Source organism: Bacillus sp. CH_48 (genome assembly GCF_038008465.1).
In the GTDB taxonomy this organism is placed as follows: domain Bacteria; phylum Bacillota; class Bacilli; order Bacillales; family Bacillaceae_G; genus Bacillus_A; species Bacillus_A thuringiensis_S.
On record NZ_JBBOZF010000001.1, the window covers coordinates 1512501 to 1525500 of the forward strand.

Consider the following 13000-nt stretch of genomic DNA (forward strand, 5'->3'; position numbering starts at 1 on the left):
TATATCATAGTATATTATTTTCGTCAACAAGTTTTTCAAGATAATTTGTATCTCTCATTTGCTGACTCTGCCTATTATATAGACTTTGCTATCACTATGCAAGTATTATTATAAAAAAATAAGAGGGGGGGAAAATCCACCCTCTTATTCTTCAGAAGAAACCTCTTCATTAGATTCTTCTTCTTCATCTTTCTGTGCTTTTGCTACTGTCGCTACCTCTTGCTCATCCTCTAAACGAATTAGACGAACACCTTGTGTATTACGTCCCATTTGAGAGATTTGATCAACCGGCATACGAATAATAACGCCTGCGGCTGTAATTAGCATGATGTCTTCTTCACCTGTTACAGACTTAACCGCTACTAACTTACCGTTTTTATCTGTAATGTTACAAGTTTTAAGACCTTTACCACCACGGCTTTGTAGTCGATACTCTTCAACTGGAGTACGCTTACCATACCCGTTTTTCGTTACAATTAAGACATTCGTATCTTCTTCAACAATTTCCATACCTACTACTTGGTCCTCTTCGCCTAATGTAATAGCTTTTACACCAGCTGCATTACGGCCCATAGAACGTACATCTTGTTCATTGAAGCGAATTAACATACCGTTGCTTGTCCCTACGATAATATCTTTATCGCCAGATGTTAAACGTACAGAAATCACTTCATCTTCTTCACGAAGCGAAATTGCAATTAAACCGTTCGTACGTATATTTGCAAATGATGAAAGTGGCGTTCTCTTAGAAATACCTTGTTTCGTTGTAAAGAATAAGAACTGGTCGTCACCAAATTCACGAATTGGAATAATGGCATTGATCCACTCACCCTTATCTACCCCTAATAGGTTAATAATTGGTAGCCCTTTTGCAGTACGACTATACTCTGGGATTTCATATCCTTTCGTACGGTATACTTTACCCTTGTTTGTAAAGAATAAAATATGATCATGAGTAGACGTTGTTAATAAGTGTTCAACAAAGTCATCATCATTCGTACCCATTCCTTGTACACCACGTCCCCCACGGTTCTGTGTTTTGTACGTAGAAGCTGGTAACCTCTTAATATAACCGTTATGAGTTAACGTAATTGCAATATTTTGCTCAGGAATTAAATCTTCATCTTCAATAAATTCCATACCGCCAATTGTAATTTCTGTTCGTCTCTTATCATTGAAACGCTCTTTTACTTCTGTTAATTCTTCACGAATAATCTCAAGAACTTTCTCTTCATCTGCTAAAATCGCTTTTAATTCAGCAATTAAATTCATTAAATCTTGATATTCTTGCTCGATTTTTTCACGTTCTAATCCAGTTAAACGTTGCAGACGCATATCTAAAATCGCTTGCGCTTGTTTCTCACTTAAACCGAAACGTTCCATTAAGCCTTGCTTTGCAATATCAGCCGTTTTTGAACTACGAATTAACGTAATAACTTCATCAAGATGATCTAAAGCAATTCGTAATCCTTCTAAAATATGAGCACGTGCCTCTGCTTTTTCTAATTCATACGCAGTACGTCTACGGATTACTACCTTCTGGTGCTCCAAATAATGATATAAGTTTTGTTTTAAATTTAGTACTTGAGGCTCTCCATTTACAAGAGACAACATATTAATACCGAAACTTGTTTGAAGTGCTGTATGTTTATATAGATTGTTTAATAGTACGTTTGCATTGGCGTCACGACGTACTTCCATGACAATACGCATACCATTTCGGTCTGATTCATCACGTAAATCTGTAATACCTTCAATTTTCTTATCGCGAACTAATTCTGCGATTTTTTCAATTAATCGTGCCTTATTAACTTGATAAGGTAGTTCCGTTACGATAATAGATTGTTTACCATTTGATTTCTCTTCAATTTCAACTTTGGCACGAAGCATAATAGAACCGCGCCCTGTTTCATAAGCTCTACGGATGCCACTTCGACCTAAGATTAAACCTGATGTCGGGAAGTCTGGTCCAGGAATATATTCCATTAACTCCGCTATAGTAATATCCGGGTTATGACTTAATGCCAACACACCATCAATTACTTCGCCAAGTTGATGCGGCGGAATATTTGTTGCCATACCAACTGCAATACCTGTCGTACCGTTTACTAATAAATTAGGAAAACGCGCTGGTAATACAATCGGCTCTCTTTCCGAACCATCGTAGTTATCTTGATAATCAATTGTATTTTTTGAAATATCACGTATTAATTCCATAGAAATCTTAGACATTCTTGCCTCTGTATAACGCATTGCCGCTGCTGAATCTCCATCTACAGAACCGAAGTTACCATGCCCATCTACAAGCATATAACGTTGACTGAAATCTTGCGCCATACGTACCATTGTTTCATAAACGGCTGAATCACCATGAGGGTGATACTTCCCGATTACTTCACCGACAATACGTGCTGATTTCTTATACGCTTTATCAGCTGTAATTCCTAAATCATTCATCGCATATAAAACCCTACGATGCACAGGTTTTAATCCATCACGAACATCTGGTAATGCACGAGATACGATAACACTCATTGCGTAATCTAAAAATGAGGTACGCATTTCATGACTAATATTAATTTCTCGAATTCGTGCTTGTTGTTGATTGTCTGACATCAACGAGCACCTCCTCTTACGTTTCCGTTATACATACATTGATTTATATGTAGAAGACAGGAATACTTAGATTCCTGTCATTACTCATTTAAATATCAAGGTTTTTCACGTATTTTGCATTCTCTTGGATAAAGTTACGACGTGGTTCCACTTTATCACCCATTAAAATTTCAAATGTTTCATCTGCTTCTATTGCGTCTTGAAGAGAAACTTGAAGTAACGAACGTACTTCTGGATCCATTGTCGTCTCCCATAGCTGAGTTGGATTCATCTCTCCAAGACCTTTATAACGTTGAATTCCTGGTTTCGGCTGGGCTGGTAACTCAGCTAATATTTTTTCAAGTTCTTTATCATTATAAGCATATTGAATTTTTTTACCTTGTTGCACCTTAAACAACGGTGGCTGTGCGATATATATATATCCACACTCAATTATTTGACGCATATAACGATAGAAGAACGTTAATAATAGGGTACGAATATGCGCACCATCAACATCGGCATCGGTCATAATAATAACTTTATGATAGCGTGCTTTTTCGATATCGAAGTCCCCACCAATATTTGTACCAATCGCCGTAATAATTGTACGAACTTCATCATTTGATAAAATCTTATCTAAGCGTGCCTTTTCAACATTAATAATTTTACCCTTCAGCGGTAAAATTGCTTGAAAATGACGATCGCGTCCTTGTTTTGCAGATCCACCCGCAGAGTCACCCTCTACGATATAAATTTCACTAATTGCTGGATCTTTAGAAGAACAATCTGCCAATTTCCCTGGTAAACTTGAAACTTCTAAAGCACTCTTTCGGCGAGTTAGCTCACGAGCTTTTTTAGCTGCTACACGCGCACGTGCTGCCATCGTTCCTTTATCTACAATCTTACGTGCAACATTGGGATTTTCCAGTAAGAATTTTTCAAAAGCCTCAGAGAATACTGACTCCGTAATCGTCCTCGCTTCACTATTTCCAAGTTTCGTCTTCGTTTGCCCTTCAAATTGTGGATTTGGATGTTTAATCGACACAATTGCTGTTAAACCTTCACGAACATCTTCACCAGTCAAATTACTATCCGCATCTTTTAAAATGTTATTTTTACGACCATAATCGTTAATCACACGTGTTAAGGCAGTTTTAAATCCTACCTCATGTGTACCACCTTCATACGTATGAATATTATTTGTAAATGAGTAAATATGATTTGTATATCCTTCGTTATATTGAAGCGCAACTTCAACTTGAATACCATCTTTTGAACCTTCTACATATACAGGCTCTTCATGAATTGGTTGTTTTGAACGATTTAAATGTTCAACATATGATTTAATTCCACCTTCATAGTGGAACTCTTTCTTTTGCTTATGTTCACGTTTATCTTCAATTGTTAATTTAATATTACGATTTAAAAACGCCAACTCACGCATACGAGTCGCTAGCGTATCGAATTCATATTCTGTCGTCTCTTTAAAAATTTCTGGATCCGGTTTAAAGCGAGTTATTGTTCCAGTCTTATCTGTATCACCGATGACTTTTAAATCTGCAACCGGAATACCTCTTTCGTATTTTTGGTAATGGATTTTACCATCACGATGTACAAATACTTCTAATTCTGTTGATAAGGCATTTACAACAGATGCACCAACACCGTGCAAACCACCAGAAACTTTGTAACCGCCACCGCCAAATTTACCACCAGCGTGGAGGACAGTCATAATAACCTCTACTGCAGGACGCCCCATTTTTTCTTGTATACCAACTGGAATACCACGTCCATTATCCGTTACAAGAATACTATTATCTTCTTCGATACTAACGTTAATTTCATCACAATATCCTGCTAACGCTTCATCGATACTATTATCGACAATCTCCCATACAAGGTGGTGAAGTCCCTTTCCACTCGTAGATCCAATATACATACCCGGACGTTTCCGAACTGCCTCTAGTCCTTCAAGTACCTGTATCTGACTTTCATCATATGCATTTTCTTGCATTTGTTTTTGTTCCATTGACACAAAGATCACCTACTTTTCCATTTAAACAGGGGTTTATGCCCTATCTATTTCACAATCTACCGTGCCGTTCGTTACATGAATTGTTTTCGCATCTTTTAATGTTTCGTGTTCAATTCCGTCGACACTCGTCGTTGTAACAAATGTTTGCACCTTTCCTTGAATTGTATTTAACAGATGTGATTGACGATAATCGTCTAATTCTGATAAAACATCATCCAGCAAAAGGATTGGATATTCTTTAACCTCTGAATAAATTAATTCAATTTCAGCTAATTTTAGGGATAGTGCGGTCGTTCGTTGTTGCCCTTGCGAACCAAAGACTTGAACATTTTTACTATTAACGAAGAATTGTAAATCATCACGATGAGGACCAATTAAAGTCGTACCACGGAAAATTTCACGTTGTTTCACAGATTGAAAACTTTCATAGTATACTTCTTTTATTTTCGACAAATCCATTGATTCTGATACATCTACACTTGGTTTATAGACAATTTCTAACTCTTCTAATCCACGGCTTATACCGCGATGAATTGGAGCTGCCCATTCCTGTAGCAAATGCAAAAATTCAAAACGTTTTTGCAGTATTTTCGCACCATGCTCAATTAGTTGAAGTGTAAATACATCCAACATCGTTTCCTCATTCTTACTATTCCCTTGCATTTTTTTCAACAAGTGATTTCGTTGCGTGAGCACCTTTTGATATTGACTTAATTCATACAAATATATAGGAGCTATTTGTCCTAATTCCATATCTAAAAAGCGTCTTCTTACTTGAGGGCTTCCTTTTACAAGATTTAAATCTTCTGGGGCAAACATGACAACGTTCATCACGCCAATATATTGACTTAACTTTTGTTGTTCAAGTTGATTTAATTTTGCCTTTTTACCTTTTTTCGAAATATTTAATTCCAAAGACAAAGAACTGTTTCTTTTTTGTAATTTCCCTTTTATTTGACCAAACTCTTCATCCCAGCGGATAAGTTCGCGATCATTAGAGGTTCTATGAGATTTCGCCATCGCTAAAACATAAATAGCTTCCATCAAGTTTGTTTTCCCTTGTGCATTTTCGCCGATAATTACATTTACCTTATCTTCAAAGGAAAGCTCTAATTTTTCATAATTGCGATAGTTTTTTAATTGTATTTCTGAAATAAACAAAGGGCTCCCCCTTTATGCCTGAACTTGGAAAGTTCCGCTTCCTGGAATTTCAATAACATCATTCGCATATAGTTTGCGACCTCTTCTATTTTCAAGTTCGTTGTTCACGTACACTTCATATTCTTGTAAAAACCATTTTACAGCGCCACCTGTATCAATTACATCAGCTAACTTTAAAAATTGTCCTAGTGTAATATACTCTGTTGAAATTTTAATATGTTTCATAAAATCGCTCACTTTCTGAAAGTGTTCATTCTTTCATTGTACTAAATAAACTAACATTAGGAAAGTAATACCCAAAAATCAAATAAGGGCCACTAGCATCTTTAAACTAGCAACCCTTATTCCTTACCTAGTAAGTACGAACCGGTAAAATTAATTGAATAATTGAATCATCATTTACTGTACGAATTAAGAACGGTCTCATCGCCCCAGTAAAGCTAACTTTAATCTCTGTACTATCTAGAGCTTTCAATGCATCCATCATATATTTTGCACTAAAAGATATTTTTAACTCTTCTCCATCTACTTTTTCACATTGTACTTCTTCGACAACTTTTCCAATTTCTGGTGAATTCGAGGAAATCTCTAGCATTTCTTGCTCTAAAGTTGATAATTTGACAACGTTATTGCGGCCATCTCTCGCTAATAGTGAAGCACGATCAATTGCTTGTAGGAATTCTTTTGTATTTACAAAAATATCCGTTTTACTCTCTGCTGGAATTAAACGTGTCGTATCTGGATAATTTCCTTCTAACAATCTTGAGAAGAATAATAAATGCTTTGTACGGAATAATACTTGATACTCAGTTATTACAATATCTACCATCTCTTCAGACTCATCCAGAATTTTACTTAATTCGTTTAAGCTCTTACCTGGAATAACAACATTAGCTTGAAATTCATCTGCAATATTATGTCCTTCGATTTTCGCTTTTCGAAGTGCCAGTCTATGACTATCTGTTGCAATACAAGTTAACTCGCTGTTATATACCTTCCAGTTTACACCTGTCAAGATTGGTCTTGTTTCAGAAGTAGAAACTGCAAATACAGTTTGTCTGATCATATGTTTAAGTAAATCTGTTGGTATCTTAAATACATGATGTTCTTCAATCTGTGGTAATAACGGATATTCTGCAGAATCTAAACCATTTAAGTTAAACTCTGATTTTCCAGATTTTATTTTTGTCATAAAATGATTTTCCACAGAAATTTCGACAGTATCCTTAGGTAGTTTTTTTACAATCTCACTAAAATATTTTGCTTGTAAAACAATGCTTCCTGATTGAGCTATTTCTACGATTTCTTTTCCATCTTCTTCGACTGGAATAAACGATTCAATAGAAATATCAGCATCGCTTCCTGTTAATGTAACCCCTTCTTCAGTAGCTACAACTTTAATTCCCGTAAGGATGGGGATTGTTGTACGAGAAGAAACTGCCTTCATTACATCTTGTACACCTCTTACAAGATAGTCTTTTTGTATTGTAAAACGCATAAAGAAAAACCTCCGGTAAGTATAAGATTTTATTTAATTAATAAAGATAAAAAATAGTAGTAATAGTAATAGGGCTTGTGGATATGTGGATAACCCCTTTGAAGGATGTAAAAACAGTCTATCTACATGTGGATAGACTGTGCGTAAAACAAGGTAAGTTATTCACACTATTCAGCTACTACTTTAAAATACCATTAATTTCTTCAACTTGCTTTTGTAATTGCGTATCGGTTTTTAGTAGTTTAGAAATTTTTTCATGGGCATGGATAACTGTTGTATGATCACGTCCACCAAATTCTTCACCTATTTTTGGTAAAGAGGAATCCGTAAGTTCGCGTGATAAATACATTGCAATTTGGCGAGGAAACGCAACTGATTTTGTACGTTTTTTCGCTTTAAAATCTTCTAATTTTACTTGATAAACGTCTCCGACAGCTTTTTGAATATCATAAATAGAGATAATTTTCGGCTTAGAATTTGGAATAATATCTTTAAGTGCTTCAGCTGCTAAATCAGCATTAATATCTTTATTAATTAAAGATGAATAAGCTACAACTCGGATAAGTGCACCTTCTAATTCGCGAATATTTGAATCAATTTGATTTGCGATATAAAGCATAACTTCATTTGGTATATCAAGCCCTTCAGCTTTTGCTTTTTTGCGTAAAATTGCAATTCGTGTCTCTAAATCTGGCGGCGTAATATCTGTAATAAGTCCCCATTCAAAGCGAGAACGAAGACGATCTTCTAAAGTTGGAATTTCTTTTGGTGGTCGATCACTAGAAATTACAATTTGTTTACTTTCTTCGTGTAATGCATTAAATGTATGGAAAAACTCTTCTTGAGTTTGTTCTTTTCCAGCAAGAAATTGAATATCATCTATCAATAAAACATCTACATTGCGATATTTATTACGAAAATCAACAGCTTTATTATCACGAATAGAGTTAATAAATTCATTCGTGAATTTTTCTGATGATAAATATACAACTTTTGCATTTGGATTATGTTCAATTACATAATGGCCAATCGCGTGCATTAAATGCGTCTTTCCAAGCCCAACTCCCCCGTAAATAAAGAGTGGATTATACGCTTTAGCTGGCGCCTCGGCTACAGCTAATGAAGCTGCATGGGCAAAACGGTTACCAGAGCCGATAACAAATGTATCAAATGTATATTTTGGATTTAACATGCTCTGTGGTAAATGAGCTGAATCATCTTGTGCTGGATTCCGCTTAACTGGAGGAAGATCAATGTCCTCTTCCGCTTGACTTTGGGGAATAATAAAGCGAATTGCTAATTTTGCCCCTGTTAAATCGTATAGTGTTTCTGAAATTAGTTCTGAGTAATGAGATTCTAGCCAGTCACGAGCAAATTCATTTGGAGCTGTAATCGTTAATACGTCTTTCTTCAAGTTATGAGCCGTTGTTGATTTTAACCATGTCTCATAACTAGGCTTGCTTACCTTTTTTTCTAATTCTTTTAAGGCACTATTCCATAAATCAGAGATATTTTCCAAAGGTGTCCCTCCTTTACTAAGATGGTAAAAGAATAAGGCTGCGCAACAAATGTACAACCTAATAAATATAAAATGTATATTTATACGAAACGTATTTTAAAACCTAAAAACGTCGTTTGTATATGAGATAGGGTTTTCGACAAAAAAACCAAATGTGGACAACTGTTTACCCACATGTGATTAAAACTGTCCACATGTTATACACAAATTGTGGATAAGATAAAGATGTGGAAAACTTATTCAAAGTGAAAACACAACTATAATATCAAAAAAAAGTGGCTATAGCAATGAATTTAAGAAAGTTATCCACAAAATCAATACCTTGTGGAATAAACTTGTCCACAACACGATATACTGTGTAAAAGTGGGAAAAAAGTTTGTGGATATAAAAAACGTGAAAAAACATTTATCCACAAGGAAATATAGATGCTGTGAAAAAGTATGTGAATAGGTTCAAAATGAATATTTGATGAAAATTTCTAGAACCATTGACATTTTCCTAGTTGATTAACTATAATTTATAGGACTGTCTTTAACAGATATTCCTCAGGGAGGTGTCATATAATGAAAAGAACTTACCAACCAAATAAACGTAAGCGCAGCAAAGTACATGGTTTCCGCAGCCGTATGAGCACAGCGAACGGACGTAAAGTGCTAGCAGCTCGTCGTCGTAAAGGAAGAAAAGTATTATCTGCGTAGACCACTGATCGTTCAGTGGTCTTTTTTTCTAATAATAGTGAATTTCCGCTGATGAAATACAGGAGTGTCAATTGATATGAAGAAAAAACATCGTATAAAGAAGAATGATGAATTCCAGGCGGTTTTTCAAAAAGGAAAATCAAATGCGAATCGTCAGTTTGTTGTATACCAATTAGATAAAGAAGAACAGCCAAACTTTCGCATCGGCCTTTCTGTTAGCAAGAAAATAGGAAATGCAGTAGTTCGTAATCGAATTAAGCGCATGGTCCGTCAAGCTATTACAGAGTTAAAAGATGAGATAGATTCTGGAAAAGATTTTGTTATAATAGCAAGGAAGCCTTGTGCAGAGATGACATATGAAGAAGTAAAGAAAAGCTTAATTCATGTCTTTAAACGCTCTGGTATGAAAAGAATAAAAAAGTAGCGTAAGGAAATGAATTACACTATATACATACCGATACAAGGAGGAGTAGGCTTTGAAAAAGAAATTAGGTTTACTAGCCATGGTCGTTGCATTAATGGCGATTGCCACCGGTTGTAGTGAAACGGGTCAGCCGATTACATCGAAAAGTACTGGGATTTGGAATGAATATTTCGTATATCCGCTTTCTCAGTTAATCACGTATTTTGCCGACTTATTTAACAGTAATTACGGTTTAGCAATTGTTATTACAACTCTTATCATTCGTTTTGCATTATTACCATTAATGATTAAACAAACAAAGAGTACAAAAGCAATGCAAGCGTTACAACCAGAAATGGTGAAGTTAAAAGAGAAATATAGTTCTAAAGATCAAGCAACACAGCAAAAACTACAACAAGAAATGATGCAGTTATATCAAAAGAATGGTGTAAATCCATTGGCAGGATGTTTACCGATATTTGTTCAGATGCCTATTTTATTCGCGTTTTATCATGCGATTATGAGAACAACAGCAATTAGTGAACATACATTTTTATGGTTTGATTTAGGACAGGCAGATCCGTTCTATATCTTACCGGTTGTTGCAGCAATTACGACATTTATTCAGCAAAAGCTTGCAATGGCAGGAACAGCTGGTCAAAATCCGCAAATGGCAATGATGCTTTGGCTTATGCCGATTATGATTTTAATCTTTGCAATTAACTTCCCAGCTGCATTATCACTTTACTGGGTTGTTGGTAATATCTTTGGTATTGCTCAAATGTACTTTATCAAAGGGCCAGAGATTAAGGCTAGCAAAGCTGGAGGCTCAAGCAAGTGAGTATAATTACTGCTAAAGGACAAACAGTCGAGCTGGCAGTAGAGGATGCTTTAAGGCAATTAAATACATCAAAAGATCGAGTAGATATAAATATTGTCGATGAGGGTAAAAGAGGATTCTTAGGTTTATTTGGGAATCGTCCTGCAGTAGTAGAAGTTGTATTGAAGAAAGATCCAATTCAGGAATGTGAAGAATATTTAAGAAATGTTATTCACAATATGGGTGTGGAAGTTGAAATTAGTAAAGTTGTAAAAGGACGCGAGATCGAATTTACAATTTCTGGTGATGATGTAGGAGTTTTAATTGGAAAAAGAGGTAATACACTAAACTCTTTACAGTATTTAACAAAACTTGTTGCGAATCGTAACACGAAGCAGTATATAGGTATTACACTAGATGCTGAAAATTATCGTAGTAAAAGAAAAAGTACGCTAGAATCACTTTCTTATCGATTAGCGAAACAAGTATCTAATACGAAAAAAAGAGTTATTTTAGAACCGATGCCATCTTTTGAACGAAAAATTATTCATCAGGCATTATCAAATCATCAAGGTATCAAAACAACTTCTGAAGGAAATGAACCACATCGGCATGTTGTAATATCTCCTAAATGACCGGTTGCTCAAATGAGTGCCGGTTTTTTTGAGCGAAAAATAGATGTGGATAACTAAAAAACACTAAACTTATCCACTGTGAATAAGTTTAGTGTTTTTTACATGGGGATATAATAAAATGAGTTATTCTTCTTTTGTAGATAGGTTCGTTATGGTATCCTAATAATTTAGTGAAAGAAATAATCATGTTGAAATAGAGATAAATAAGCAAGTGAGGTGAAAGGACATGGAATTTGATACAATTGCTGCGATTTCCACAGCGCTTGGAGAGGGTGCAATTGCCATTGTTCGAGTAAGTGGGGATGATGCGGTTGAGAAAGTTGACCGTATTTTTAAAGGGAAGGATTTAACAGAGGTTCCTTCTCACACTATTCATTATGGTCATATCGTTGATTTAGATACAAATCAAGTTATTGAAGAAGTTATGGTGTCTATTATGCGCGCACCAAGGACTTTTACACGTGAAAATATAGTGGAAATTAACTGTCATGGCGGACTTGTTTCAGTAAATAAAGTATTGCAACTTATTCTAGCGCAAGGAGTACGATTGGCAGAACCGGGCGAATTTACAAAACGTGCTTTTTTAAATGGACGTATCGATTTATCACAAGCAGAAGCTGTTATGGATTTGATTCGAGCAAAAACAGATCGTGCGATGAATGTAGCAATTAATCAAATGGAAGGGCGATTATCTAAATTAATTGGTCGCCTACGTCAAGAAATATTAGAAACATTAGCTCATGTTGAGGTAAATATAGATTATCCAGAATACGATGATGTAGAAGAGATGACACATAATATTTTAATTGAGAAAGCGACGCATGTTCGTTCGGAAATCGAAAAAATATTAGAAACATCAAAACAAGGGAAAATTTTACGTGAAGGTATTGCTACAGCAATTATCGGTAGACCTAATGTTGGGAAATCATCGTTATTAAATAGTCTTGTTCAGGAGAAAAAAGCAATTGTAACTGATATTGCAGGAACAACTCGTGATGTTATTGAAGAGTACGTTAATGTGCGTGGTGTACCTCTTAAACTTATAGATACAGCCGGTATTCGTGAGACAGAAGATGTTGTTGAACGAATTGGTGTGGAGCGATCAAAAGAAATGATGAGCCAAGCAGATTTAGTATTAGTTGTTGTCAACTATAGCGAGGCTTTAACAAATGAGGATGAAGATCTATTCCATGCGGTACAAGGAAAAGACTTTATTGTTATTGTGAATAAGACTGATTTACCGCAAGCGATTGATATGGAACGTGTTACAGAGTTAGCTGCGGGAAATCGTGTTATTACAACATCCTTAATTGAGGAACAAGGAATAGATGAACTCGAAAAGGCAATAGCTGATTTATTCTTTGAAGGAACAATCGATTCTGCAGATATGACATATGTTTCTAATGCGAGACATATTGGATTATTAACACAAGCGGGACAAACAATCGGTGATGCAATTGAGGCAATAGAAAATGGTGTACCAATTGATATGGTGCAAATTGATTTAACAAGAACGTGGGAAATACTTGGTGAAATTACTGGTGACACAGTCCATGAAAGCCTAATTGACCAGTTGTTCTCTCAATTTTGTTTAGGAAAATAATATAGTGATGTTTTAGAAAGATAGAGATT

11 protein-coding genes are annotated in these 13000 nt (G+C 35.4%); 5 read left to right on the forward strand and 6 right to left on the reverse strand.

The annotated features are described in order from the left end of the window. Positions 1–144: 144 nt before the first annotated feature. The 6 genes from gyrA to dnaA all read right to left on the reverse strand — a co-directional run bounded on the left by gyrA (position 145) and on the right by dnaA (position 8811). Positions 145–2616, reverse strand: a complete 2472-nt coding sequence (gene gyrA, locus N2V92_RS07485) for a DNA gyrase subunit A (RefSeq protein WP_001282868.1) — start codon at positions 2614–2616, stop codon at positions 145–147. Between the two features lie 88 nt (positions 2617–2704). After that, positions 2705–4627 (reverse strand): DNA topoisomerase (ATP-hydrolyzing) subunit B, encoded by a 1923-nt coding sequence (gene gyrB / locus N2V92_RS07490; RefSeq protein WP_000435979.1) that lies wholly within the window; start codon positions 4625–4627, stop codon positions 2705–2707. A gap of 39 nt (positions 4628–4666) precedes the next feature. After that, positions 4667–5794, reverse strand: coding sequence for a DNA replication/repair protein RecF (gene recF, locus N2V92_RS07495; protein ID WP_000470754.1), 1128 nt, complete (start codon positions 5792–5794; stop codon positions 4667–4669). Positions 5795–5806: 12 nt separating this feature from the next. Next, complete coding sequence (yaaA, locus tag N2V92_RS07500; protein WP_000680510.1) at positions 5807–6019, reverse strand: S4 domain-containing protein YaaA; 213 nt, start codon at positions 6017–6019, stop codon at positions 5807–5809. A gap of 127 nt (positions 6020–6146) precedes the next feature. Further along, positions 6147–7292, reverse strand: a complete 1146-nt coding sequence (gene dnaN, locus N2V92_RS07505) for a DNA polymerase III subunit beta (protein ID WP_001212884.1) — start codon at positions 7290–7292, stop codon at positions 6147–6149. A gap of 178 nt (positions 7293–7470) precedes the next feature. Beyond that, positions 7471–8811, reverse strand: a complete 1341-nt coding sequence (gene dnaA, locus N2V92_RS07510) for a chromosomal replication initiator protein DnaA (RefSeq protein WP_000428018.1) — start codon at positions 8809–8811, stop codon at positions 7471–7473. 564 nt (positions 8812–9375) lie between these two features. Between dnaA and rpmH the strand changes: the two genes are divergently transcribed. From rpmH to mnmE, 5 genes are all read left to right on the forward strand, one after another. Next, complete coding sequence (gene rpmH / locus N2V92_RS07515; RefSeq protein WP_000831901.1) at positions 9376–9510, forward strand: 50S ribosomal protein L34; 135 nt, start codon at positions 9376–9378, stop codon at positions 9508–9510. A gap of 76 nt (positions 9511–9586) precedes the next feature. After that, positions 9587–9934 (forward strand): ribonuclease P protein component, encoded by a 348-nt coding sequence (gene rnpA / locus N2V92_RS07520; protein WP_000726621.1) that lies wholly within the window; start codon positions 9587–9589, stop codon positions 9932–9934. 52 nt (positions 9935–9986) lie between these two features. Further along, the gene (gene spoIIIJ / locus N2V92_RS07525; RefSeq protein ID WP_000727741.1) at positions 9987–10754 is read left to right on the forward strand and encodes a YidC family membrane integrase SpoIIIJ; all 768 of its coding nucleotides are present in this window, start codon (positions 9987–9989) and stop codon (positions 10752–10754) included. Further along, entirely contained in the window at positions 10751–11368 is a 618-nt protein-coding gene (jag, locus tag N2V92_RS07530) for an RNA-binding cell elongation regulator Jag/EloR (protein ID WP_000022797.1), read from the forward strand. Before spoIIIJ ends, jag begins: the two co-directional genes overlap by 4 nt. A 226-nt stretch (positions 11369–11594) precedes the next feature. After that, positions 11595–12971, forward strand: coding sequence for a tRNA uridine-5-carboxymethylaminomethyl(34) synthesis GTPase MnmE (gene mnmE / locus N2V92_RS07535; RefSeq protein WP_000393760.1), 1377 nt, complete (start codon positions 11595–11597; stop codon positions 12969–12971). Positions 12972–13000 lie beyond the last annotated feature (29 nt).